The organism is Mycobacterium colombiense, from assembly GCF_003284975.1.
GTDB classification, from domain to species: domain Bacteria; phylum Actinomycetota; class Actinomycetes; order Mycobacteriales; family Mycobacteriaceae; genus Mycobacterium; species Mycobacterium europaeum_A.
Genome location: NZ_QMEU01000011.1, coordinates 32,614 through 55,271, shown reverse-complemented (window position 1 = coordinate 55,271; position 22,658 = coordinate 32,614). Strand labels below are relative to the sequence as shown.

Sequence of the window (22,658 nt, the reverse complement as noted above, 5' to 3'; positions counted from 1 at the left end):
CTAGGCGCTTTATCGAAGTGCTATGGCCCTTCGATGAGGGCGGACGCCGCCTGCAGGTGCCGGACCGCATCGCGCACGATCGACTCGATCAGTTCGGCGCACGACGGCAGGTCCTCGAGGATGCCGGCCACCTGGCCGGAGGCCAGCACGCCGGCCTCGGTGTTGCCGTCAACCAGTCCGGCCTTCAACAGCATCGGGGTATTGGCCGCCATCACCACCTGAGACCAGGTCAGCTCCTTGCCGTGCCGCATCGCCAGGCCGTCGCTGATCATCGACCTCCAGGTCATCTGCGACATGTGCTTGAACTTGGCGGCATTGCGCACGGCCGCGGTCAGGCCCCGCACCGGCGAACCGCGTTCCAGCTTCTCCACCAGACCGGTGCGCAGCACCCGGTGCGGCATCCCGTCCACGCGGGTGGTGACCACCGTGCCGTCCAGCGCCGATTCGAGGTAACGACGTTTGACCGCGTCGGGCACCGTCGAATCCGAGGTGAGCAGGAACCGGGTGCCCATCGCGACGCCGGCGGCGCCGTAGCTCAATGCGGCCGCCAGGCCGCGTCCGTCGAAGAATCCGCCCGCCGCGATCACCGGAATCCCGCTGCCCTGCACGGCGTCGAGCACCGAGGGCAACAGCAGCGTGGTGGCGACCGGGCCGGTGTGCCCACCGCCCTCGCCGCCCTGCACGATCATCGCATCGGCGCCCCACCCGGCGACCTTGCGGGCGTGCTTGGCCGCGCCGATAGACGGAATCACCACGGCCCCGGCCTCTTTCAGCCGCACGATGAGCTCCTGCTTGGGCGCCAGCGCGAAGGAGGCCACCTTGACGCCCTCGCGGATCATCAGGTCCACGCGGTCGCCGGCGTCGGCGGCGTCGGCGCGGATGTTCACGCCGAACGGCTTATCCGTGGCGGCCTTGACCTTGGCGATGGCCGTCGCTAATTCGTCCAGCGTCATGGTGGCCGAGGCCAGGATGCCCAGCCCGCCGGCGTTGGCCGTGGCGGACACCAGGCGCGCACCGGCCACCCAGCCCATCCCGGTCTGGACCACCGGGTGCTCGACACCGACCAGCTCGGTCAGCGGCGTGCGCAGCTTCGTAACCACCGTCAGCGGATCTCTCTGTCGCGCAGCGATTTCGGGTCGATGGCCTCGCGGATCAGGCGCAGCTCGTCGTCGCTGGGCAGCCGGGTCTGCTCGGCGCCGTCCAGGCCGTGCACCTCGAACGAGGTGTTCTCGGCGACCTCGTCGGCCGAAACGCCGGGGTGCAGCGAGACCGCCCGCATGCTGCGCCCGGGCCCGCCGAAGTCGAAGACACCGAGGTTGGACACCACCCGGTAGGTGTTGGCGAAGCGGAACGCCGGATTGTCGTCGTCCACGTTGTCCCAGCCGATCCCGCAGACGACGTCCACCTTCTCGCAGAACACCCGCTTGGAATGGTTGCCCACCCAGTAGCTGGTCGCGTGGTTGATGGCGTTGCCGGGCGCGCCGCGCACGCCGAACATCTGGCGCTTGGGCTGCTGCAGCGGGCCGAACGCCGAGATGTTCTGATTGCCAAAGCGGTCAACCTGATTGGCGCCCATCACCACGTGGCGCCGGCCCCAGGCCAGCGTTTCGAAGACGCGGCCGAACGGCATCCAGCCCTCAATCTTGTTTGGGGCTCCGGAGCCGCCTAGCGCCGGGGTCTCGGCCAGCAGCTGCGCCTCGCCGTCGGTCAGCAGGATGTCCGGCGAAAAGGTCAGCCGGGCCAGCCGGGCACCGACCGAGGCCATGTTCGTCATCGGGCTGACCATGATTTCGCCTGCGTCCCGGAATAATTCGGCACAGGCGACCGCGCAGATCTCGGGTCGGGTGATCGCGTCGCCGCTCATGACGAGGCCTCCTCTTTGAAAGCGCGCACCGCCGCCTGATAGTCCTCTTCGCTGCCCGACAGGAAGGTCTGCACGAACTGCTGCCAACCCTCGTCGGTCGAGGCCGCCTCGGCGTAATGCCGCTGGAACTTTTCGTCACGCCCGTAATCGGGTGCGGCGGTGGTGAAGTGGGCCCCGCCGGGTGCCTCGACCACGCCGTCGACCATCATCCGGTTGACCAGCAGCGCCTGCGGGGGGACCGCCTTGACCAGCTCCTGGGTGGAAACGACGCGCTCCACCGACAGGAAGCGCTTCTCGGCGGCCATCAGGAAGAGGTCGTCGAAATACGGGTCTATGCCGGTGTAGGCCGCATTGCCTTGCACGTCACCAAGGTTGAGATGGGCGAACGCGGCGTCCAGGCGCAGCGCCGGCATCGCGATCAGGGTTTCGTGTCCGCCGCCGGGTGCCGGATATGGGCTGGTCACGGTCGCCAGCTCACCCTCCCAGAAGTCCGGGACCGAACTGCCCAGCCCGGCCCGAATCGGCAGGAACGGCAGGCGTTGCGCGGCCGCCTGCAGGCCGCACCGCAGCATGCCTTCGTCCATCTCCCGTGCCTCGATCGTGCCGCCGGTTCGGGCCTTGGCGAACCAGGGGTCGTAAAAGGGTGGGGAGTCCAACGAGACGAATCCGTAGTAGACCCGCTTGACCTTGCCGGCCGAGCACAGCAAGCCCACGTCCGGCCCGCCGTAGGTCACCACGGTCAGGTCGGTGATGTCGGTGCGCAGCAGGGCGCGGACGAACGCCATGGGTTTGCGCCGTGATCCCCAGCCGCCGATGCCGATCGTCATGCCGCTGCGCAACTGCGCAACGACGTCGTCGAGGGTGGTTCTCTTGTCGCTCACTATGCGCCGCTCCTCATCACTTCGTTCTGCATCGTCGCCGGCGGCTACGACTTCTCACCCTTCGTCGTACCGGCGAACGCGTCACGGTGCTCGTCGGACACCCCGGCGAGATTGAGCTCGAACGTAAAGCCTTGCTCCATGCGATAACTCGAGTTGACCCGTTGCACGTCGATGAGGTTCAGCGCCTCCTTGGCGGCGCGGATGACGCGGGTGTCCTTGGCGGCGATGTCGCGGGCGACCCGCAAGGCCGCCTCGTCGAGCTCGTCGCGCGGCACCACCTCGTGCACCGAACCGAAGTGGTGCAGGGTGGCGGCGTCGACGGTGGCCGCGGTGAAGAACAGCCGCCGCATCATGTGCTGGGGCACCAGCCGGGACAGGTGGGTGGCCGCGCCGAGCGCGCCGCGTTCCACCTCGGGCAGGCCGAAGGTGGCGTCGTCGGAGGCGACGATGACGTCGGCATTGCCGACCAGCCCGATGCCGCCGCCGACGCAGAACCCGTTGACGGCCGCGACGACGGGCACCGCGCACTCGTACACCGCGCGGAATGCGGCGAAGCAGCCGCGGTTGGCGTCGATGAGCGCGGTGAATCCCTCGGTGCGCTGCATCTCCTTGATGTCGACCCCGGCGTTGAAGCCGCGGCCCTCGGCGCGCAGGATCACCACGTGGGTCTCGGGTTTCTGGCCGGCCGCGGTGATGGTGTCGGCCAGTTCGAACCAACCGCGCGACGGGATGGCGTTGACGGGCGGAAAGTCGACGGTAACCGCGACGATGCCCGGTTCGGTGGTGGTGGATGTGATGGGCAAGGTGCCACTTCCTTGTGGGGGGTAACTACCTAAGCAAGCACTTGCTTGGTACGCTAGCACAGTGACTCGCGCCGAAGCATGCCCCCCTTTTGACGCCATCAACTTGGGGCTGGCCGGGCGGGTGGTTCTCGTCACCGGCGGCGTGCGCGGGGTGGGGGCCGGGATCAGTTCGGTGTTCGCCGGGCAGGGTGCCACCGTCGTCACCTGCGCGCGCCGCGCGGTCGAGGGGCTGCCCTATGAGTTCCACCCCTGCGATATCCGCGACGACGACGCCGTCAAGAAGTTGATCGATGCCATCGTGGACCGGCACGGGCGGCTCGACGTGGTCGTCAACAACGCCGGGGGATCGCCCTTCGTGTTGACCGCGGAGTCCAGCGCCAAGTTCAACCGCAAGATCATCGAACTCAATCTCATTGGTGGGCTGTCGGTTTCGCAGCACGCGAACGCGCACATGCAGGGCCAGCGCCACGGCGGGTCGATCATCAACATCTGCAGTCTGTCCGGGCGCCGGCCGTCCCCGGGGACCGGGGCCTACGGCGCGGCCAAGGCGGGACTGGAGAGCCTCACGCAGACGCTGGCCGTGGAGTGGGGCCCGAAGGTCCGGGTGAATGCCTGTGTGGTCGGCATGGTGGAGACCGAGCAGTCCGAATTGTTCTACGGCGACGCCGAGTCCATCGCCGCGATCTCGAAGAATGTGCCGCTCGGCCGGCTGGCCCAGCCCGCCGACATCGGTTGGGCCGCGGCGTTTCTGGCCTCCGATGCGGCGTCCTACATCAGCGGTGCCTCGTTGGAGGTGCACGGCGGCGGCGAGCCGCCGCACTATCTGGCCAGCACGAATGCCAGCGCGATCAAGTAAAGGAGAGACGGAAATATGGGAGTGGTTGACGGCCGCGTCGTCATCGTCACTGGTGCGGGCGGCGGCATCGGTCGCGCGCATGCGCTGGCGTTCGCCGAGGAAGGCGCGCGCGTGGTGGTCAACGACATCGGGGTGGGCCTGGACGGTTCGCCGGCCGGCGGCGGCAGCGCCGCCCAGAGCGTCGTGGACGAGATCACCGCGGCCGGCGGTGAAGCCGTCGCCGACGGATCCAACATCGCCGATTGGGACCAGGCGGCCGGCCTGATCCAGACCGCGGTCGAAACCTTCGGCGGCCTGGACGTTTTGGTGAACAACGCCGGCATCGTTCGCGACCGGATGCTGGCGAACACCAGCGAAGAGGAGTTCGACGCCGTCATCGCCGTGCACCTCAAGGGGCACTTCGCCACCATGCGGCACGCCGGGGCGTACTGGCGCGGGCTGTCCAAAGAGGGCAAAACCGTTGACGCCCGGATCATCAACACCAGTTCGGGTGCCGGCCTGCAGGGCAGCGTCGGGCAGGCCAACTACAGCGCCGCCAAGGCGGGCATCGCGGCGTTGACGTTGGTCGGCGCCGCCGAGATGGGGCGTTACGGCGTCACGGTCAACGCCATCGCGCCGTCGGCGCGCACCCGGATGACCGAGACCGTGTTCGCCGAGATGATGGCAACGCAGGACCAGGATTTCGACGCGATGGCGCCGGAAAACATCGCACCGCTGGTGGTCTGGTTGGGCAGCGCCGAAGCCCGCGACGTCAGCGGCAAGGTCTTCGAGGTCGAGGGCGGCAAGATCCGCGTCGCCGAGGGTTGGGCCCACGGACCGGAGATCGACAAAGGCGCGCGGTGGGATCCCGCGGAGCTGGGCCGCGTCGTGGCCGACCTGCTCGCCAAGGCGCGCCGTCCCGTCCCCGTCTACGGCGCCTAGCGGGGTTCGCACACCACGAGCGGGATGACCCGGCCGCCGTCGCGCAGGTAGAGCGTCGCGGTGGTCCGCGGCTGGTCGGACTTGCGTCCGGTCGTGGTCAGCAGCGCCGCCGGAAACCGCAACAGTTTCGCGCAGATCTTGCCGTCGGTGCGGCGGTACACCCGGATGTGGGCGCGCGCGAAATACTTGAGCAGCAGCGCAATCGGGCGCGAGTTGCGAATCCAGTGGCGGTCGGACATGTCGCCCGGGATGATTCCCCCGCCCGGGCCCACGGGAAACGTCAGGGGTCGCAGATCACCACCGGGATGACCCGATCGGTCCACGCCCGGTAGTCGTCGAACGACGGGTACATGGCGTCCAGCTTGGGCCAGTACTCGGCGCGTTCCGCCTCGGTGGCATCGCGGGCCTGCAACTGCAGCACCTCGTCCTTGATCTGCACGGAGACTTTGGGATTGGCCTTGAGGTTCAGATACCACTGCGGGTGTTTGTCGCTGCCTCCCTTGGAGGCGACCAATATCACCCGGTCACCCTCCCGCAGGTAGAGCAGCGGGCTCACCCGGGGTTGGCCGCTCTTGCGGCCCGTGGTGGTGAGCAGCGCGACCGGAGCCTTGCCGAAGGTGTTGCCGTATTTTCCGTTGCTGCGCTTGTAGATCCACGCGTTGCTCTTGGCCATCCACTTGATGATGAAGCTGACCCACGGCGAGTTCAGGGCGCGTGGCTTCGGTTTCGGCATGACGGTCCTTAACGGCTTTGGATAAAGGGGTGGAAGCGAACCTTGATGTGGTGGATTTCGGCTTTCCCGCTTGCGCTTTCGGCCGGAATCACAAAGGTCTCGTCGACGCGTGCGGCCAGGCGCCGGCCACCGATGCCCGCCTTGGTCAGCACCTGGTAGGACGCGTGCACCCGGTCGCCGTCGACGCGGTAATCCGAGGGCGTCGTCTGCGTGAGCAACCGGTACTGCAGGCCGCGATTGAGGCTGCGCCGCAAATGATTTCCGGAGAAACCGTTCTTGATGCCCTGCTCGACGCGGGTGCACCCGGGCGCAAACGGAACGGCGTCACCGTCATGGTTGACCAGCGCGTCGATGTAGGACTGCGCCGCGGCGATGCGGCGCTCGTCGGAGATGCTCACCAGGTGCGGGAAACTCACCGAGCGCTAGATGCGCTCGATGATGGTGCCGGTCGACAGGGCGCCACCAGCGCACATGGTGATCAGCGCGGTGGTCTGGTCGGTGCGCTCCAGCTCGTGCAGCGCGGTGGTGATCAACCGGCTGCCGGTGCTGCCGACCGGGTGGCCCAGCGCGATGGCGCCGCCGTTGACGTTGACCTTCGCCATGTCCGGGTCGTGCACCCGCGCCCACGACAGCACCACCGACGCGAAAGCCTCGTTGATTTCCGTGATGTCGATGTCGCCCATCTTCATCCCGGCCTTCTCCAGCACCTTCGCCGTCGACTGCACCGGCCCGTCCAGGTGGTAGTACGGCTCGGCGCCGACCAGGGCCTGGCTGACGATGCGGGCCCGCGGCCGCAGGCCCAGCGCCTTGGCCTTGTCCTCGTCCATCCACAGCACGGCCGCCGCGCCGTCGGAGATCTGCGACGACGTTCCCGCCGTGTGGATTCCGCCCTCGAGCACCGGCTTCAGCGCACTCAGGCCCGACAGCGTGGTGTCGCGCAGGCCCTGATCGCGGCTGATGGTGACGCGCTCGGATGTCGGTTGCTTGTTCTCGTCGAGCGCCGGGGCCTCGATCGGGGAGATCTCGCGGTCGAATCGGCCTTCCTCCCAGGCTTGCTTGGCCTTGGTCTGGGAGGCCAACCCGAACTCGTCGATGTCCTCACGGGTGATGCCGCGCCGCTTGGCGATCCGCTCGGCGGCAGTGAACTGGTCGGGCAGATCGATATCCCACGACGACGGACGCAGGATGGTCCGGTCCGGACCCGCGTTCGCGCCGAGCCCGACGCGGCTCATGGCCTCGATCCCACACGCGATGCCGATGTCGATGGCGCCCGCCGCGATGAGGCCGGCGACCACGCCGTTGGCCTGCTGACCGCTGCCGCACTGACAGTCCACGGTCATCGCGCCGACGTGTTCGGGCAACCCGGCGACGAGCCAGCTGACCCGGGTGATGTTGTTGGACTGCTCGCCGTACTGTGTGACGCAGCCGCCGACGATCTGTTCGACGTCGCCGGCGTCGATGCCGGCCTTCTCGACGAGAGCCTTCTGCACCGCACCCAGCAACTCGGTGGCGTGCAAACCGGACAGCCAGCCGTTCCGCTTGCCGATGGGGCTACGAGTGGCTTCAACGATGACAGGGTTACCCATTCCGTCAGGCTAGAACACGTTTCATTACTCTGACAAGCGAGGATGGTGACCTGCCTTTTATCTGCGCAGGAGGCGTGTTTTACTGGCACTAGAACACGTTGCAATTAGTGTTGTAAAAGGAGCGCACTCTACATGGCACCCCCCAACATTCCCGCCGACTTCGACTTTCTCGACCCCGACGTCAACCTCGCCGGGCTGCCCGTCGAGGAACTCGCCCAGCTTCGCAAGGCCGAGCCGATCCACTGGGTCGACATCCCGAATGGCGCGGGCGGGTTCGAGGACCACGGCTACTGGCTCGTGACCAAGCACGCCGACGTCAAGGAGGTGTCGAAGCGCAGCGACGTCTTCTCTAGCTGGATGAACGGCGCCATCCCGACCTGGCCGCCGGAGATGAAGCGCGAGCAGGTCGAGCTGCAGCGCAGCGTCATGCTCAACATGGACGCGCCGCACCACACCCGGCTGCGCAAGATCATCTCCCGCGGGTTCACCCCGCGGGCCATCGGGCGGCTGGAAGCCGAACTGGCCGAGCGCGCCCAGAATATCGCCGCGACCGCCGCCAAAGAGGGCAGCGGCGACTTCGTCGAACAGGTCTCGTGCGAGCTGCCCCTGCAGGCGATCGCGGGCCTGCTCGGCGTTCCCCAGGAGGATCGCGACAAGCTGTTCCGCTGGTCCAACGAGATGACCGGTGGCACCGACCCCGAGTACGCCCACGTCGACCCCGCGCAGTCATCGATGGAGCTGATCACCTACGCGATGGCGATGGCCGCGGAGCGCAATCAGAACCCCACCGACGACATCGTCACCACGCTGATCCAGGCCGACATCGACGGCGAGAAGCTCTCCGACGACGAGTTCGGCTTCTTCGTGGTCATGCTGGCGGTTGCGGGCAACGAGACGACGCGTAACTCGATCACCCACGGCATGATCGCGATGGCGGACAACCCCGATCAGTGGGAGCTGTTCAAGAAGGACCGCCCGTCGACCACGGCCGACGAGATCATCCGGTGGGCGACCCCGGTGTCGGCGTTCCAGCGCACCGCCAACGAGGACACCGAGCTGGCCGGTGTGCAGATCAAGAAGGGTCAGCGGGTGGTGATGTCCTACCGGTCCGCCAATTTCGACGAAGAGGTCTTCGAAGACCCGCACACCTTCAACATCCTGCGTGACCCGAACCCGCACGTCGGCTTCGGTGGCACCGGCGCCCACTACTGCATCGGGGCGAACCTGGCCCGCATGACGATCAATCTGATCTTCAACGCGGTCGCCGATCACATGCCGGACCTCAAGCCGATCGGCGAGCCCGAGCGCCTGCGGTCGGGCTGGCTCAACGGCATCAAGCACTGGCAGGTCGACTACGCCGGCAAGCCCGCGGTGACGTCCTGATGGACTTCGACCTCACCGCGACGCAACAGGCCGTCGCCGATGTCGTCACGTCGGTGTTCGAGCGCGAATTGAGCTGGGACGCTTTGGTCAACGGCGGTGTGACGGCCCTCGCGGTGCCCGAGCGTCTCGGCGGCGACGGGGTGGGTCTGCCCGAGGTCGCCACCGTGCTGACCGAGATCGGTCGCCACGGCGCCATCACGCCGGCCCTGGCCACACTGGGTTTCGGCGTGCTGCCGCTGCTCGATCTGGCCTCCGACGAACAACAGGACCGGTTTCTGGCCGGAGTCGCCAAGGGTGGGGTGCTGACCGCCGCGCTCAACGAGCCGGGTACCGCGCTGCCGGACCGGCCGTCGGCCACGTTCGCGGGCGGCCGCCTGTCGGGCACCAAGGTCGCCGTCGGCTATGCGGGACAAGCGGATTGGATCATCGTGACCGCCGACAGTGCGGTGGTCGTGGTGTCGCCGAAGGCCAACGGCGTCGAGGTGGTCCAGACCCCCACCTCCAACGGCTCCGAGGAGTACACCGTCACGTTCGCCGACGTCGCGGTCGAAGACTCCGACGTGTTGGCCGGCGCGACGGCTTCCCGGGTCAACCAGTTGGTGCTGGCCGCCATCGGCGCCTATGCCGATGGGCTGGTGGCCGGGGCGCTGCGGCTGACCGCCGACTATGTGGCCAACCGCAAGCAGTTCGGCAAGCCGCTCTCGACGTTCCAGACCGTGGCCGCCCAGCTCGCCGAGGTCTACATCGCCTCGCGCACCATCGATCTGGTGGCGAAGTCGGTCGCCTGGCGGCTGTCCGAGGGCCGCGATGCCGACAACGACTTGGACGTCCTGGGCTACTGGATCACCTCGCAGGCGCCGCCGGTGATGCAGCTCTGCCATCACCTGCACGGCGGGATGGGAATGGACATCACTTATCCCATGCACCGGTACTACTCCACGATCAAGGACCTGTCCCGGCTGCTGGGCGGTTCTTCTCATCGTCTCGATCTGGTGGGAGCGCAATGTTCATAGACCTGACTCCGGAGCAGCGTCAGCTGCAAGCGGAACTGCGGGAATACTTTTCCAACCTGATCTCTTCCGACGAGATGAAGGCGATGGAGCAGGACCGGCACAACGAGGCTTATCGCGCGGTGATCCGGCGGATGGGCCGCGACGGCAAGCTCGGTGTCGGCTGGCCAAAGGAGTTCGGCGGCTTGGGCTTCGGCCCGATCGAGCAGTCGATCTTCGTCAACGAGGCGCACCGCGCCGACGTGCCGCTGCCCGCGGTGACGCTGCAGACGGTCGGCCCGGTGCTGCAGCAGTTCGGCAGCGAGGAGCAGAAGAAGAAGTTCCTGCCTGCCATCCTGGCCGGCGAGGTTCACTTCGCGATCGGCTACACCGAGCCCGAGGCCGGCACCGACCTGGCCTCGCTGCGCACCACTGCGGTTCGCCAGGGCGACGAGTACATCGTCAACGGGCAGAAGATCTTCACCACCGGCGCGCACGACGCCGACTACATCTGGTTGGCCTGCCGCACCGACCCGGAAGCCGTGAAGCACAAGGGGATTTCAATCCTGATCGTCGACACCAAGGATCCCGGCTACTCCTGGACGCCGATCATCCTGTCCGACGGCGCCCACCACACCAACGCCACCTACTACAACGACGTGCGGGTGCCCGCTGACATGCTGGTCGGCGAGGAGAACGGCGGATGGCGGCTGATCACCACCCAGCTCAACAACGAGCGCGTCATGCTGGGCCCGGCGGGCCGCACCGCCGGCATCTACGACCGGGTGCACGCCTGGGCGTCCAAACCGGGCAGCGACGGCGTCACGCCGATCGATCACCAGGACGTCAGGCGGGCGCTGGGTGAGATCCATGCGATGTGGCGGATCAACGAGCTGCTGAACTGGCAGGTGGCCGCCGCCGGTGAGGACATCAACGTGGCCGACGCCGCGTCGACGAAAGTCTTTGGGACCGAGAAGATTCAATACATCGGCCGGCTCGCCGAGGAGATCGTCGGCAAGTACGGCAACCCCGCCGATTCGGACACCGCCGACCTGCTGAAGTGGCTGGACTCCCAGACCAAGCGCAACCTCGTCATCACCTTCGGCGGCGGCGTGAACGAAGTGATGCGCGAGATGATCGCCGCGGCCGGACTCAAGGTGCCGAGGGTGCCTCGATGACCGACATCAAGGAAGCGGTCGCAAAGATCACCGCCACCGTCGTCGCTGCCCCGCGCGAGGCCCGGGATCCGGTGAACCAGCCGACGATCAACAACTGGGTCGAGGCGCTCGGGGACCGCAACCCGATCTACGTCGACGAGGCCGCCGCCAAGGCCGCCGGTCATCCCGGAATTGTCGCCCCGCCGGCCATGATTCAGGTGTGGACGATGTTCGGCCTGGGCGGGGAACGCCCGACCGACGACCCCATGGGCCCGATCATGCGGCTGTTCGATGAGGCCGGCTACATCGGGGTGGTGGCCACCAACTGTGAGCAGACCTACCACCGGTACCTGCGTCCCGGCGAGCAGGTCACCGTCGTCTCCGAGATGCGCGACGTGGTGGGCCCCAAGCAGACCGGGCTCGGCGAGGGCTGGTTCATCAACCAACACATCACCTGGCGGGTCGGTGACGAGGACGTCGCCGAGATGGCTTGGCGGATACTGAAATTCAGGCCCCGCGAGGATTCCGGCGCGACCGCGTCGGTGCCTGAGGACCTGGACGCCGAAGCGATGATGCGTCCGGCGGTGTCACGCGACACCGCCTTTTTCTGGGAGGGCGTCAGGGCGCACGAGCTGCGTATCCAGCGCCTCCCCGATGGCACCCTGCAGCACCCACCGGTGCCGGCGGTGTGGCAGGACAAGGCCGAGCCGATCGACTTCGCGGTCGCCAGCGGTCGCGGCACGGTGTTCAGTTACGTGGTGCACCACGCCCCGAAGGTGCCCGGTCGCACGCTGCCGTTCGTGATCGCCCTGGTCGAACTGGAGGAGGGCGTTCGGATGCTCGGCGAGCTGCGCAACGTCGATCATGCCGAGATCAAGATCGGAATGCCGGTCCGCGCAACCTATATCGACTTCCCGGCCGGTGAATCCGGCCCGGAGTGGAGCCTCTACGCTTGGGAGCCGGTGGGAGACGAAGCATGAGCGCACCGGTTGTTGAAGTGGGCACCACCCTACCCGAACTCAAGCTGCATGGAACGCCGACCTTCATCATCTCGACGGCCCTGGCCACCAGGGACTTTCAGGACGTGCACCACGACCGGGACCTGGCGCAGGCCAAGGGGTCCAAGGACATCTTCGTCAACATCCTCACCGACACCGGGCTGGTGCAGCGCTACGTCACCGACTGGGCGGGCCCGACGGCGGTGATCAAGTCGATCGGCCTGCGGCTCGGTGTGCCGTGGTACGCCTACGACACCGTCACCTTCTCCGGCGAGGTGACCGCCGTCGACGACGGCCTGATCACGCTGAAGGTGTTCGGCCGCAACAGCCTTGGCGATCACGTCATCGCGAACGTGACGCTGACGATCGGGGGCGTCTAAATGTCAGCGGGCTTGTTGAACGGCCGAGCCGCGATCGTCGGCATCGGCGCCACGGACTTCTCCAAGGACTCCGGCCGCAGTGAGCTGCGGCTGGCCGCCGAGGCGGTGCTGGATGCGTTGGACGACGCCGGGCTGAGTCCGTCCGACGTCGACGGGCTGACCACCTTCACGATGGACACCAACAACGAGACGGCCGTCGCGCGCGCGGTCGGCATCGGTGACCTGAAGTTCTTCTCGCAGATCGGATATGGCGGCGGTGCCGCGTGCGCGACCGTTCAACAGGCGGCTCTCGCGGTGGCCACCGGCGTGGCGGACGTCGTCGTCGCGTACCGGGCGTTCAACGAGCGTTCGGGCATGCGATTCGGTCAGGTGCAGACCCGGCTGGTGGGAAACGCCGGGGTGCAGGCTGATTCGACGGCCGCGGACAATTCGTTCTCCTACCCGCACGGGCTGTCGACGCCGGCCGCGCAGGTCGCCATGATCGCCCAGCGCTACATGCATCTGTCCGGTGCCAGCAGCCGGGACTTCGGTGCGATCTCGGTGGCCGACCGCAAGCATGCGGCCAAGAACCCGAAGGCGTACTTCTACGAGAAGCCGATAACCATTGAGGAACACCAGAATTCGCGGTGGATCGCCGAGCCGCTGCGGCTGCTGGACTGCTGCCAGGAGACCGACGGGGCGGTGGCGATCGTGGTGACGTCGCCGGAGCGCGCGAAGGATCTCAAGCAACGGCCGGCGGTCATCGAGGCGGCGGCGCAGGGATCTAGCCCCGACCAGTACACGATGGTCAGCTACTACCGGCCCGAGCTCGGCCTGCCCGAGATGGGGGTGGTGGGCCAGCAGCTCTGGCGGCAGTCGGGCCTGAAGCCGACCGATATCCAGACCGCCGTGCTCTACGACCACTTCACGCCGTTCACGCTGATTCAGTTGGAAGAGTTGGGATTCTGCGGCAAGGGCGAGGCTAAGGACTTCATCGCCGACGGTGCCATCGAGATCGGGGGGCGGCTTCCGATCAACACCCATGGCGGTCAACTGGGCGAGGCCTACATCCACGGCATGAACGGCATCGCCGAGGGTGTGCGCCAACTGCGGGGCACCTCGGTGAACCCGGTGCCCGACGTCGAGCACGTCCTCGTCACCGCCGGAACCGGCGTCCCCACGTCGGGCCTGATCCTGGGCTAGGGGCCACGTCCGGCGCGCACCGCGCCCCGTGCCGCCGAGCGCCCGGCGTCTTCTCGCCGACTGTGAAGTTAGTTTCACGCTCACTGCCGACCGTGAAACTAACTTCACAGTCGATTAGTGAAGTGACGCCGGCAATGACACGTGCCACGCTGCCGTCGTGGGTGAGCCGTTCCTGGGCAGTGAGGCCGTTGCTCGAGGTGTATTGACCAGAGGACAACTCTGCACTGGCTATCTCCGGCTGTTCCGAGACGTTTACGTCAATCGGGATGCGGATGTCACTGCCGCGCTACGAGCGAGGGCTGGCTGGTTGTGGTCCGGGCGCAGGGGCGTGGTCGCCGGGTTCGCCGCCGCGGCGCTACACGGGAGTAACTGGGTCGACAGGTTGACGGCGGTGGACCTCATCCACGACAACCGCCACTTCCAGGCTGGAATCAGAGCGCACGCAGACCGTATCGAGGACGACGAAATAATCGTCATTGGAGAGATCCCGCTGACCTCGGCGGCTAGGACAGCTCTCGATATCGGTTGCTGGTATTCGACGACGGCGGCGGTTGCGGGCATCGACGCATTGGCTCGCGCGACGGGGATCAAGGCGGCCGACGTCGAGCTGCTCGCGGAAAGGTACTCGCGCCGTCGAGGCATCGTGCAGGCGCGGAAGGCCATAGCGCTATTCGACAGCGGCGCGCAGTCGCCGAAGGAGTCGTGGCTTCGCCTGGTGCTGATCGAGGCCGGCCTGCCGCGGCCGCAAACCCAGATTCCCGTGCTCGACGAATTGGGGAGTGCGATCGCGTATTTGGACATGGGCTGGGAGCAGCTCAAAGTGGCGGTTGAGTACGACGGCGAGCAGCACCGCGTCAATCGCCGGCAGTACACCTGGGATGTCCGGCGATTGGAGACCATCGAGCGTCTCGGCTGGATCGTAGTGAGGGTGCTCGCGAGCGACAGGCCGGCCGACATCATCCGCCGGGTGCGTGCGGCTCGCGCCCGCCGAGCGTGAAACTACCTTCACGCTCGCGGCCGAACGTGAAACTAACTTCACGCTCGGCGCAAAGCGCGAATAACCCCTACGCAGGAACCAGTTCGACGCCCGACAGCACGACGGCGTTGTCGCGCGAGGGCGCGACAACGGTGGCCAGGAAGCGGCCTTCGGAAGACGTCGAGTCCTTCCAGATGCCGACCTTGAGCGTCTCGCCGGGGAAAGCCACCCCGGCGAAACGCGCGCCGTAGGCCGCGACCGCCCCGGCATCGCCGTCGAGCAGCGCATCGGTGATTGCCTTGCAGGTCATGCCGTAGGTGCACAACCCGTGCAGGATGGGCTGGGAAAAGCCTGCGGCAGCGGCGAATTCGGGGTCCGAGTGCAGCGGGTTGCGGTCGCCGCACAGCCGGTAGAGCAGCGCCTGCTGCGGCAGAATCGGCACGTCGACCTCGAGATCGGGGGCCCGGTCCGGCACGCCGTCCGACGACCCGCCGCCTGAAGGCCCGCGCTCGCCGCCGAATCCGCCCTCACCGCGGGCGAAGATCGACCGCCGCTGCGTCCACAACACCGTGCCGTCAGGGGCGGTCACCGTCGTCTCGCTCCAGATCACCGCGGCCTTGCCCTTGTCCCAGATGTCGGTGAACCGGGTGACGGCCTTCGCCGAGCCCGATGGCGGCAGCGGAGCCGGCGCCTCGACCCGTTCGCTGGCGTGCAGCACCTTGCTCAGCTCGATGTCGATGCCGGGGAACTTGACGGTCGGCGGCTTCGTGGCATGGAAGGTGGCGGCCACGTTGCCGAACGTCGGCAGCACCTGCGGGGTGTCGTCGACCAGGTAGCGCAGCTCACGCGGGTCCATCGGATCGGCGCCCGCGCCCAACCCGAGGTGATAAAGCTGCACATCGCTGCTGGCCCAGGAGAATTCGATGGGGTCCAGCTCGGCGTTCAGCGCGACGTCTACGTCGATGGGCATGTCAGTTCTCTCCCGCTATGTGCAATGCCGCCAGGTAGCCGAACGTCATGGCCGGACCGATGGTGCCGCCCGGACCGGGATACGTGTGGCCCATCACCGGGGCGCTGACATTACCTGCGGCGTAAAGGCCTTCGATGATACTGCCGTCGTCGCGCAGCGCCCGCCCGTGGACGTCGGTGCGGATACCGCCCTTGGTGCCCAGGTCGCCGGGCACCATCTTGGCCGCGTAGTACGGTGCGTGCGTGATCTCCCCGAGGTTGGGGTTGGGCTTATTGGTCGGGTCGCCGTAATACCGGTCGTAGGCGCTCTCGCCGCGCTGGTAGTCCTCGTCGACGCCGGAGCGCGCGAACCCGTTGAAACGTTCCACGGTCGCGGTGAATTCGTTCACCGGAAGACCGGCCTTCTGCGCCAGCTCCCCCAGCGTATCGGCCTGGATGATGACGCCGGACTCCAGCCACTTGCGCGGAATGCGTTGTCCGGGCTGCAATCCCGCAAAGATGTAGCGGTCCCGGTACTGCTGGTCGAACACCAGCCAAGCGGGAATGTTCTCGCCCGGTCCGGGCCCCTGACCGTATTCACCGCCGTACATGTGATGGCAGGCTTCGACGTAGGGCATCGATTCGTTCATGAACCGCTTGCCCGACATGTTGACGATGATCGAGCCCGGCGAATTGCGCTCGGACAACGCGAACCATGGCGCGCCCACCAGCGGAACGGTCGGTCCCCACCAGGCGTCCTCCATGAGATCCAGTGCGGCGCCGAGCTTTTCGCCGGCCAGGATGCCGTCACCGGTGTTGGCCACCGCACCGACGGTCCACTCGGTGGTGATCGGTGCACGCTGATATTTCACCCGCATCTGTTCGTTGTGCTCGAACCCGCCCGACGCCAGGATCACCCCGCGCCGGGCCCGGATCAGCCGGGGCTCACCCGATTCGGCCTCGCCGGCTTCGCGGACGTAGACGCCGCGCACCACGCCGTCCTCGACGTAGAGGTCGGTGAGCGCGGTGTTGAGCACGACCGGGACCCCGGCCCGCTGCAACCCGATCCGCAACGGCCCGATCAACGCCCGGCCCATGCCGACGAGGTTCTTGCCGGTCGCCTTGGCCCACATGGTGCGCGCCCCGACCTTCAGGCTGCGCAACACGCCGCGCGGGTGGCGCTTGAGCTGGTTCAGCCGCACGTAATCCTGTTGCATCACGACCACGTTCAGTGGGACCTTGCCGTACGCCGGCTCCAGGCCGGCTTCGTCGGCGCCGAGCTTGCGGGCGTCGAACGGCTTCGGCTCGATCGATCGGCCCTCGGCGCGGCCGCCGGGCGACTCGGGGTAGTAGTCGGAGTACTTCGGCACCCAGCACATTCTCAGCGGTGTGTGCTTGAGCACAAACGACAGCATTTCCGGGCCGCGCTCGAGGTAGGTGTCGATGCGTTCGGGCTCCACGACGTTGCCGACGATCCCGTGCAGATAGGTGCGGGCGGCCTCGGCGGTATCGCGGACCCCGTCACGCTTGAGGACTTCGTTATTTGGGATCCAAACACCGCCGCCCGAGCGTGCGGTCGAACCGCCGAAGTGCGGGGCCTTTTCGATGACTATGGTGGAAAGACCCCGGTGAGCGGCGGTAAGGGCGGCCACCATGCCGGCCCCGCCGCTCCCGACCACGACGACGTCGTACTCCTGCGCTGACATGTAGAACACGTTATAGAATTGCCCGGGGCGGCCGCTACTGGCCCGGTCGACCGTACGAGGAGACTTGGAAAAATGCTCAGTGTTGCCACGCGCGACGAGCTAGCTGCCGACTTGGCACAAGCCGAGCGGAGCGGCGAGCCGATCGCCCCGTTGACCGCCGCCTATCCGGAGATCGACGTCGTCGACGCCTACGAGATTCAGCTGATCAACATCCGCCAGCGGGTCGCCGAGGGGGCCCGGGTGCTCGGCCACAAGGTGGGGCTCTCGTCGAAGGCGATCCAGCAGATGATGGGCGTCGACGAGCCGGACTACGGGCACCTGCTCGACGAGATGCAGCTGTTCGAGGACACCCCGGTCAAGGCGAACCGCTACCTCTACCCCCGGGTCGAGGTCGAGGTCGGTTTCATCCTGAACGCCGACCTGCCGGGAGCCGGCTGCACCGAGGACGACGTGCTGGCCGCCACCGAAGCGTTGGTCCCGTCCATCGAGCTGATCGATACCCGGATCACCGACTGGAAGATCGAACTGTGCGACACCATCGCCGACAACGCCTCGTCGGCCGGCTTCGTGCTGGGCGAGGCGCGCGTTTCACCCCGCGACATCGACGTCAAGGGGATCGACGCCGTGTTGCGGTGCAACGGTGCGGTCGTCGCCGAAGGCCGCACCGACGCGGTGCTGGGTAATCCGGTCACCGCGGTGGCCTGGCTGGCCCGCAAGGTGGACGGCTTCGGCGTCCGCCTGCGCAACGGTGACGTGGTGTTGCCCGGATCGTGCACGAAGGCGATCGACGCGCACCCGGGCGACGACTTCGTCGCCGACTTCGCGGGCCTCGGCTCGGTCCGCCTATCGTTCGAATAGGCTCGATTTAAATCGTCTAACTTAAATTTCAAAGCTTCGAAAAGGGGCATCATGCCGACTAAGGCGACTGTGGCCATTGTCGGGTCGGGGAACATCAGCACTGACCTGCTCTACAAGCTGCTGCGATCGGACTGGCTGGAACCGCGCTGGATGGTCGGCATCGACCCGGAAAGCGAGGGCCTGGCACGCGCCCGCAAGCTGGGTCTGGAGACCACCCACGAGGGTGTGGACTGGCTCTTGGCGCAGCCGGAGAAGCCCGACCTGGTGTTCGAGGCGACCAGCGCCTACGTGCACCGCGACGCCGCCCCCAAGTACGAGGCCGCCGGCATCCGGGCCATCGACCTGACGCCGGCCGCGGTGGGCCCCGCGGTGATCCCGCCGGCCAACCTGCGCCAGCACCTGGACGCGCCGAACGTCAACATGATCACCTGCGGCGGGCAGGCCACCATCCCGATCGTCTACGCGGTCTCGCGTGCCGTCGCCGACCTCGGCGGCGTGCCGTATGCCGAGATCGTCGCCTCGGTCGCCTCGCTGTCGGCCGGCCCCGGCACCCGGGCCAACATCGACGAGTTCACCAAGACGACCAGCAGGGGCGTGGAGACGATCGGTGGCGCCAAGCGCGGCAAGGCGATCATCATCTTGAACCCGGCCGACCCGCCGATGATCATGCGCGACACCATCTTCTGCGCCATTCCCGAGGACGCCGACCGGGACGCGATCGCCAAGTCCATCCACGACGTGGTGGCCGAGGTGCAGACCTACGTGCCGGGATACCGGCTGCTCAACGAGCCCCAGTTCGACGATCCGTCGATCAACTCCGGCGGCCAGGCGCTGGTAACCACGTTCGTCGAAGTGGAGGGTGCGGGCGACTACCTGCCGCCTTACGCTGGGAATCTGGACATCATGACCGCCGCGGCCACGAAAGTCGGCGAAGAGATCGCCAAGGAGTCCTTGAGCGCGACGGCCGGAGGAGCGCAATCATGAGCGACATATTTTTCAACCCGGTCTGGGACGTCCGGATGACCGACACGTCGTTGCGGGACGGCTCACATCACAAGCGTCACCAGTTCACCAAGGACGAGGTCGGCGCCATCGTGGCCGCCCTGGACGCCGCGGGAGTGCCCGTCATCGAGGTCACGCACGGCGACGGGCTGGGCGGCTCGAGCTTCAACTACGGGTTTTCCAAGACGCCCGAGCAGGAGCTGATCAAGCTCGCGGCCGAGACCGCCAAAGAGGCCAAGATCGCCTTTTTGATGCTGCCCGGCGTCGGCACCAAGGAAGACATCAAAGAGGCCCAGAACAATGGCGGCTCGATCTGCCGGATCGCCACGCACTGCACCGAGGCCGACGTGTCGATCCAGCACTTCGGCCTGGCTCGCGAACTCGGCCTGGAAACCGTCGGGTTCCTGATGATGAGCCACACCATCTCGCCCGAGAAGCTCGCCGCACAGGCCCGCATCATGGCCGACGCGGGCTGCCAGTGCGTCTACGTGGTCGATTCGGCCGGGGCGCTGGTCCTCGAGGGCGTGCGTGACCGGGTCGCGGCGCTGGTCGCCGAGCTCGGCGACGACGCCCAGGTGGGCTTCCACGGCCACGAGAACCTCGGGCTCGGGGTGGCCAACAGCGTGGAGGCCGTCCGGGCGGGCGCCAAGCAGATCGACGGCTCGTGCCGCCGGTTCGGGGCCGGTGCCGGGAACGCGCCGGTCGAGGCGCTGATCGGGGTGTTCGACAAGATCGGCGTGAAGACCGGGATCGATTTCTTCGACATCGCCGACGCCGCCGAAGAGGTGGTCGCCCCGGCGATGCCCGCCGAGTGCCTGCTTGACCGCAACGCCCTGATCATGGGCTATTCCGGGGTGTACTCGAGCTTCCTCAAGCACGCCATCCGCCAGTCCGAGCGCTACGGTGTGCCAGCCCACCAGCTGCTGCACCGCGCGGGCCAGCGCAAGCTCATCGGTGGCCAGGAGGACCAGCTGATCGACATCGCGCTGGAGATCAAGCGCGAGCAGGAAAGCGGCGCCACGGCCCAGCGTTGACCTGCCGCTTCGGCGACGGCACACACAGGCGCCGCATAGCTATCGCGAGTAGCCTGGCGCTATGAGCACATCCAACACAGTCGGCGCCCGTCGCCGCGGGCTGTACGGCCTGCTCGCCGGGGGGCTGATGACCGCTACCGCCGCAACGGTTATCGCGCTGCCCGTGGCGGGCATCGCCAACGCGGCTCCGCAATGCAATCAGGACGTGGGCGCGTCGATCGACTCGTACCTGCAAAAGCATCCGGACCTGCACCAGCAGCTGCAGGCCAGGTCGCAGGCGGAGGGCGGTAACGGCAACGTCATCGACTACCTCAACCGGCATCCCGACGTCCGCCAGCACCTGATCGACCTGTCGCACTCCTGCCCTCCGTAGTGAGTCGGCGTCGTCTTTGAACGCTGCGGCCGACGCGCGGGAACGTTCGCCATTGACGAAAAAGTAGAACACGTTCTAGCGTCTAGGCGTGTTCTCTGATTCCCTCACAGCTGCGATCGCAGAGGCCGAGCAGTTGGTGGCCGACGCACCGTTCATCGAGACCGAAGCCGACCTGCTCGAAGGGTTGCAGTACCTGGCCGGATGTATCTCGGGCTGCATCCATCTGGCCGTGGACTACGACCGCGACCATCCCTTCCTGCAGTCGGGTACCGGGCCCTTCACCAAGATGGGCCTGGACAATCCCGACACCCTCTACTTCGGTACCCGGGTGCACGCCAACCACGACTACGTGGTCACCGGCAGGCGCGGAACCACCACCGACCTGAGTTTCCAGCTCCTCGGCGGCGAGTACACCGACGACTTCGTGCCCGTCAGCCAGGCCGCGTTCGACGACCGCGAGCTCGAGATCGCGCCCGACGGCAGCTTCGAGTGGCGGGTGCGACCGACCAGCGCCGGACAATTGGTGATCCGCGAGGTGTACGGGGACTGGTCGGCCCAGCGCGGCACGCTGGCGATCTCCCGCCTTGACACGGCGGGCACCGCGCCGCCGCCGTTGACCCGCGAGCTGATCGAAAAGCGTTATGCCACAGCAGGAAAGCAGCTTGTGCAGCGGGTGAAGACCTGGCTGCAATTCCCGCAGTGGTTTTATCTCGACCTGCCGGTCAACACCATGGTGCCGCCGCGGCTGACTCCGGGCGGACTGGCGACGCAGTACTCGTCGGTCGGGCACTTCGACCTGCGGCCGGACCAGGCGATGGTCATCACCATCCCGGTCTCCGACGCGCCCTACCTCGGCTTCCAGCTGGGCAGCCTGTGGTACATCTCGCTGGACTACATCAACCACCAGACCTCGCTGAACAACACTCAGGCGCAGGCGGATCCGGACGGCAAGGTCCGCATCGTGGTTGCCGAACAGAATCCGGGAGTGACCAACTGGGCCGAGACGGTCGGGCACCGGCGTGGCTTCCTGCAGTTCCGCTGGCAGCGGGTGTCACGTCAGCTCACTGACGCCGACGGTCCGACCGTCGAGGTGGTCGACATCGACAAGGTGCCCGCCGCGTTGCCGTACTACGACCACAACAAGATCTCAGAGGACGACTGGCGCGCGCGAATTGCGCTGCGCCACCAACAGATTCAGGCGAGGATGCTGGGATGACGAAGTTGCTCGACGGCAAGGTGGTGGTGATCAGCGGCGTCGGCCCGGGTCTGGGCACGACGCTGGCGCACCGATGCACGAGAGAAGGCGCCGACCTGGTGCTGGCGGCCCGTACGCCGGAACGCCTGGACGACGTCGCCAAGCAGATCGCCGACCTCGGCGGCCGTGCGACGACGGTGCGCACCGACATCACCGAGGACGACCAGGTCAGCAACCTGGTCGAGGCCACCCTGGAGGCCTACGGCAAGGTCGACGTGCTGATCAACAACGCGTTCCGGGTGCCGTCGCTGAAACCGTTCTCCGGAACCAGTTTTCAGCATATCCGCGACGCAATCGAACTCAGCGCGCTCGGCGCGCTGCGACTCATCCAGGGGTTCACGCCGGCGCTGGCCGAGTCGAAGGGCTCGATCGTCAACGTCAACTCCATGGTGCTGCGGCACTCGCAGGCGAAGTACGGCGCGTACAAGATGGCGAAATCCGCGCTGCTGTCCATGTCGCATTCGCTGGCCACCGAGCTGGGCGAGCAGGGAATCAGAGTCAATTCCGTTGCGCCCGGGTATATCTGGGGTGAGACGCTGCAGGGCTATTTCAACCACCAGGCCGGCAAGTACGGCACCACCGCCGAGCAGATCTACCAGGCCACCGCCGCAGGCTCCGACCTGAAGCGGTTACCGACCGAGGACGAGGTTGCCTCGGCGATCCTGTTCATGGCCAGCGACCTGTCCAGCGGCATCACCGGGCAGACACTGGATGTCAATTGCGGGGAGTACCACACCTAATGCCGCCATCGACGATGCAAAGCGAAGCGATGA

Annotated in this window: 24 protein-coding genes and 1 pseudogene; 15 read left to right on the top strand and 10 right to left on the bottom strand. The window is 66.9% G+C overall.

Translation table 11 applies throughout. The features are described 5' to 3' along the window. Positions 1 to 20: 20 nt before the first annotated feature. Genes ipdC through echA20 form a run of 4 tightly spaced genes read right to left on the bottom strand, consistent with a single transcriptional unit; the run spans position 21 to position 3,548 of the window. Positions 21 to 1,100 carry a (3aS,4S,5R,7aS)-5-hydroxy-7a-methyl-1-oxo-octahydro-1H-indene-4-carboxyl-CoA dehydrogenase gene (gene ipdC / locus DQP58_RS06640; protein ID WP_112707676.1) on the bottom strand — a complete coding sequence of 360 codons (1,080 nt, stop codon included), beginning with the start codon at positions 1,098 to 1,100 and terminating at the stop codon, positions 21 to 23. Between the two features lie 2 nt (positions 1,101 to 1,102). Further along, positions 1,103 to 1,864 (bottom strand): cholesterol ring-cleaving hydrolase subunit IpdB, encoded by a 762-nt coding sequence (gene ipdB / locus DQP58_RS06635; protein ID WP_112707675.1) that lies wholly within the window; start codon positions 1,862 to 1,864, stop codon positions 1,103 to 1,105. Further along, positions 1,861 to 2,745, bottom strand: a complete 885-nt coding sequence (gene ipdA / locus DQP58_RS06630) for a cholesterol ring-cleaving hydrolase subunit IpdA (RefSeq protein ID WP_112707674.1) — start codon at positions 2,743 to 2,745, stop codon at positions 1,861 to 1,863. Before ipdA ends, ipdB begins: the two co-directional genes overlap by 4 nt. A gap of 44 nt (positions 2,746 to 2,789) precedes the next feature. Beyond that, positions 2,790 to 3,548, bottom strand: coding sequence for a (7aS)-7a-methyl-1,5-dioxo-2,3,5,6,7,7a-hexahydro-1H-indene-carboxyl-CoA hydrolase (gene echA20, locus DQP58_RS06625; RefSeq protein WP_112707673.1), 759 nt, complete (start codon positions 3,546 to 3,548; stop codon positions 2,790 to 2,792). 61 nt (positions 3,549 to 3,609) lie between these two features. Between echA20 and DQP58_RS06620 the strand changes: the two genes are divergently transcribed. Together DQP58_RS06620 and DQP58_RS06615 are read left to right on the top strand one after the other, a co-directional pair. Beyond that, positions 3,610 to 4,404 (top strand): SDR family oxidoreductase, encoded by a 795-nt coding sequence (locus DQP58_RS06620; protein WP_112707672.1) that lies wholly within the window; start codon positions 3,610 to 3,612, stop codon positions 4,402 to 4,404. Between the two features lie 15 nt (positions 4,405 to 4,419). Beyond that, positions 4,420 to 5,325: an SDR family oxidoreductase gene (locus DQP58_RS06615; RefSeq protein ID WP_066870674.1), complete on the top strand. Its 906-nt coding sequence runs from the start codon at positions 4,420 to 4,422 to the stop codon at positions 5,323 to 5,325. A 23-nt stretch (positions 5,326 to 5,348) separates the two neighbouring features. Here the strand turns inward: DQP58_RS06615 and DQP58_RS06610 are convergent. From DQP58_RS06610 to DQP58_RS06595, 4 genes and pseudogenes are all read right to left on the bottom strand, one after another. Further along, positions 5,349 to 5,564, bottom strand: a pseudogene (locus DQP58_RS06610) (nitroreductase/quinone reductase family protein); the annotation flags it as partial. 41 nt (positions 5,565 to 5,605) lie between these two features. Further along, positions 5,606 to 6,058 carry a nitroreductase family deazaflavin-dependent oxidoreductase gene (locus DQP58_RS06605; protein WP_112707671.1) on the bottom strand — a complete coding sequence of 151 codons (453 nt, stop codon included), beginning with the start codon at positions 6,056 to 6,058 and terminating at the stop codon, positions 5,606 to 5,608. A gap of 8 nt (positions 6,059 to 6,066) precedes the next feature. Next, entirely contained in the window at positions 6,067 to 6,459 is a 393-nt protein-coding gene (locus DQP58_RS06600) for a hypothetical protein (protein ID WP_205869358.1), read from the bottom strand. Positions 6,460 to 6,480: 21 nt separating this feature from the next. Further along, positions 6,481 to 7,644 (bottom strand): steroid 3-ketoacyl-CoA thiolase, encoded by a 1,164-nt coding sequence (locus DQP58_RS06595; RefSeq protein WP_112707670.1) that lies wholly within the window; start codon positions 7,642 to 7,644, stop codon positions 6,481 to 6,483. Positions 7,645 to 7,776: 132 nt separating this feature from the next. On the opposite strand from DQP58_RS06595, the gene DQP58_RS06590 reads away from it, so the two are divergent. The 7 genes from DQP58_RS06590 to DQP58_RS06560 all read left to right on the top strand — a co-directional run bounded on the left by DQP58_RS06590 (position 7,777) and on the right by DQP58_RS06560 (position 14,730). Beyond that, on the top strand, positions 7,777 to 9,027 hold the full coding sequence (locus DQP58_RS06590; protein ID WP_112707669.1) for a cytochrome P450: 1,251 nt from the start codon (positions 7,777 to 7,779) through the stop codon (positions 9,025 to 9,027). After that, positions 9,027 to 10,040: an acyl-CoA dehydrogenase family protein gene (locus DQP58_RS06585; RefSeq protein ID WP_112707668.1), complete on the top strand. Its 1,014-nt coding sequence runs from the start codon at positions 9,027 to 9,029 to the stop codon at positions 10,038 to 10,040. Before DQP58_RS06590 ends, DQP58_RS06585 begins: the two co-directional genes overlap by 1 nt. Continuing rightward, the gene (gene fadE29, locus DQP58_RS06580) at positions 10,031 to 11,194 is read left to right on the top strand and encodes an acyl-CoA dehydrogenase FadE29 (protein WP_112707667.1); all 1,164 of its coding nucleotides are present in this window, start codon (positions 10,031 to 10,033) and stop codon (positions 11,192 to 11,194) included. Before DQP58_RS06585 ends, fadE29 begins: the two co-directional genes overlap by 10 nt. Continuing rightward, a complete protein-coding gene (locus DQP58_RS06575; protein ID WP_112707666.1) occupies positions 11,191 to 12,153 on the top strand; it encodes a bifunctional MaoC family dehydratase N-terminal/OB-fold nucleic acid binding domain-containing protein in 963 nt (320 codons plus the stop codon). The genes fadE29 and DQP58_RS06575 overlap by 4 nt, the downstream gene beginning before the upstream one ends. Beyond that, positions 12,150 to 12,551: a MaoC family dehydratase gene (locus tag DQP58_RS06570; protein ID WP_112707665.1), complete on the top strand. Its 402-nt coding sequence runs from the start codon at positions 12,150 to 12,152 to the stop codon at positions 12,549 to 12,551. Before DQP58_RS06575 ends, DQP58_RS06570 begins: the two co-directional genes overlap by 4 nt. A gap of 12 nt (positions 12,552 to 12,563) precedes the next feature. Next, positions 12,564 to 13,733: a lipid-transfer protein gene (locus tag DQP58_RS06565; RefSeq protein ID WP_112707706.1), complete on the top strand. Its 1,170-nt coding sequence runs from the start codon at positions 12,564 to 12,566 to the stop codon at positions 13,731 to 13,733. Between the two features lie 157 nt (positions 13,734 to 13,890). After that, positions 13,891 to 14,730, top strand: coding sequence for a hypothetical protein (locus DQP58_RS06560; protein WP_112707664.1), 840 nt, complete (start codon positions 13,891 to 13,893; stop codon positions 14,728 to 14,730). A gap of 67 nt (positions 14,731 to 14,797) precedes the next feature. Here DQP58_RS06560 and DQP58_RS06555 read toward each other — a convergent pair whose 3' ends face one another. Further along, positions 14,798 to 15,679 carry a MaoC family dehydratase gene (locus tag DQP58_RS06555; protein ID WP_112707663.1) on the bottom strand — a complete coding sequence of 294 codons (882 nt, stop codon included), beginning with the start codon at positions 15,677 to 15,679 and terminating at the stop codon, positions 14,798 to 14,800. Position 15,680: 1 nt separating this feature from the next. Beyond that, the gene (gene kstD, locus DQP58_RS06550; protein ID WP_112707705.1) at positions 15,681 to 17,363 is read right to left on the bottom strand and encodes a 3-oxosteroid 1-dehydrogenase; all 1,683 of its coding nucleotides are present in this window, start codon (positions 17,361 to 17,363) and stop codon (positions 15,681 to 15,683) included. A 72-nt stretch (positions 17,364 to 17,435) separates the two neighbouring features. Between kstD and DQP58_RS06545 the strand changes: the two genes are divergently transcribed. The 6 genes from DQP58_RS06545 to DQP58_RS06520 all read left to right on the top strand — a co-directional run bounded on the left by DQP58_RS06545 (position 17,436) and on the right by DQP58_RS06520 (position 22,625). Next, a complete protein-coding gene (locus tag DQP58_RS06545; protein WP_112707662.1) occupies positions 17,436 to 18,221 on the top strand; it encodes a 2-keto-4-pentenoate hydratase in 786 nt (261 codons plus the stop codon). A gap of 51 nt (positions 18,222 to 18,272) precedes the next feature. Further along, on the top strand, positions 18,273 to 19,205 hold the full coding sequence (locus DQP58_RS06540) for an acetaldehyde dehydrogenase (acetylating) (RefSeq protein WP_066870638.1): 933 nt from the start codon (positions 18,273 to 18,275) through the stop codon (positions 19,203 to 19,205). Next, a complete protein-coding gene (gene dmpG, locus DQP58_RS06535) occupies positions 19,202 to 20,257 on the top strand; it encodes a 4-hydroxy-2-oxovalerate aldolase (RefSeq protein WP_112707661.1) in 1,056 nt (351 codons plus the stop codon). The genes DQP58_RS06540 and dmpG overlap by 4 nt, the downstream gene beginning before the upstream one ends. Before the next feature lie 61 nt (positions 20,258 to 20,318). Next, entirely contained in the window at positions 20,319 to 20,630 is a 312-nt protein-coding gene (locus DQP58_RS06530) for a hypothetical protein (RefSeq protein WP_112707660.1), read from the top strand. Between the two features lie 88 nt (positions 20,631 to 20,718). Then, positions 20,719 to 21,846 (top strand): hypothetical protein, encoded by a 1,128-nt coding sequence (locus DQP58_RS06525; RefSeq protein WP_112707659.1) that lies wholly within the window; start codon positions 20,719 to 20,721, stop codon positions 21,844 to 21,846. Then, positions 21,843 to 22,625: an SDR family oxidoreductase gene (locus DQP58_RS06520; RefSeq protein ID WP_112707658.1), complete on the top strand. Its 783-nt coding sequence runs from the start codon at positions 21,843 to 21,845 to the stop codon at positions 22,623 to 22,625. Before DQP58_RS06525 ends, DQP58_RS06520 begins: the two co-directional genes overlap by 4 nt. Positions 22,626 to 22,658 lie beyond the last annotated feature (33 nt).

Coding starts and splice junctions, on each gene's coding strand:
- fadE29 (WP_112707667.1), top strand. CDS start 10,031: ATGTTCATAGACCTGACTCCGGAGCAGCGTCAGCTGCAAGCGGAACTG.
- DQP58_RS06615 (WP_066870674.1), top strand. CDS start 4,420: ATGGGAGTGGTTGACGGCCGCGTCGTCATCGTCACTGGTGCGGGCGGC.
- kstD (WP_112707705.1), bottom strand. CDS start 17,363: ATGTCAGCGCAGGAGTACGACGTCGTCGTGGTCGGGAGCGGCGGGGCC.
- DQP58_RS06540 (WP_066870638.1), top strand. CDS start 18,273: ATGCCGACTAAGGCGACTGTGGCCATTGTCGGGTCGGGGAACATCAGC.
- DQP58_RS06520 (WP_112707658.1), top strand. CDS start 21,843: ATGACGAAGTTGCTCGACGGCAAGGTGGTGGTGATCAGCGGCGTCGGC.
- DQP58_RS06590 (WP_112707669.1), top strand. CDS start 7,777: ATGGCACCCCCCAACATTCCCGCCGACTTCGACTTTCTCGACCCCGAC.
- DQP58_RS06605 (WP_112707671.1), bottom strand. CDS start 6,058: ATGCCGAAACCGAAGCCACGCGCCCTGAACTCGCCGTGGGTCAGCTTC.
- dmpG (WP_112707661.1), top strand. CDS start 19,202: ATGAGCGACATATTTTTCAACCCGGTCTGGGACGTCCGGATGACCGAC.
- DQP58_RS06575 (WP_112707666.1), top strand. CDS start 11,191: ATGACCGACATCAAGGAAGCGGTCGCAAAGATCACCGCCACCGTCGTC.
- DQP58_RS06585 (WP_112707668.1), top strand. CDS start 9,027: ATGGACTTCGACCTCACCGCGACGCAACAGGCCGTCGCCGATGTCGTC.
- DQP58_RS06530 (WP_112707660.1), top strand. CDS start 20,319: ATGAGCACATCCAACACAGTCGGCGCCCGTCGCCGCGGGCTGTACGGC.
- DQP58_RS06555 (WP_112707663.1), bottom strand. CDS start 15,679: ATGCCCATCGACGTAGACGTCGCGCTGAACGCCGAGCTGGACCCCATC.
- DQP58_RS06545 (WP_112707662.1), top strand. CDS start 17,436: ATGCTCAGTGTTGCCACGCGCGACGAGCTAGCTGCCGACTTGGCACAA.
- DQP58_RS06595 (WP_112707670.1), bottom strand. CDS start 7,644: ATGGGTAACCCTGTCATCGTTGAAGCCACTCGTAGCCCCATCGGCAAG.
- DQP58_RS06570 (WP_112707665.1), top strand. CDS start 12,150: ATGAGCGCACCGGTTGTTGAAGTGGGCACCACCCTACCCGAACTCAAG.
- ipdB (WP_112707675.1), bottom strand. CDS start 1,864: ATGAGCGGCGACGCGATCACCCGACCCGAGATCTGCGCGGTCGCCTGT.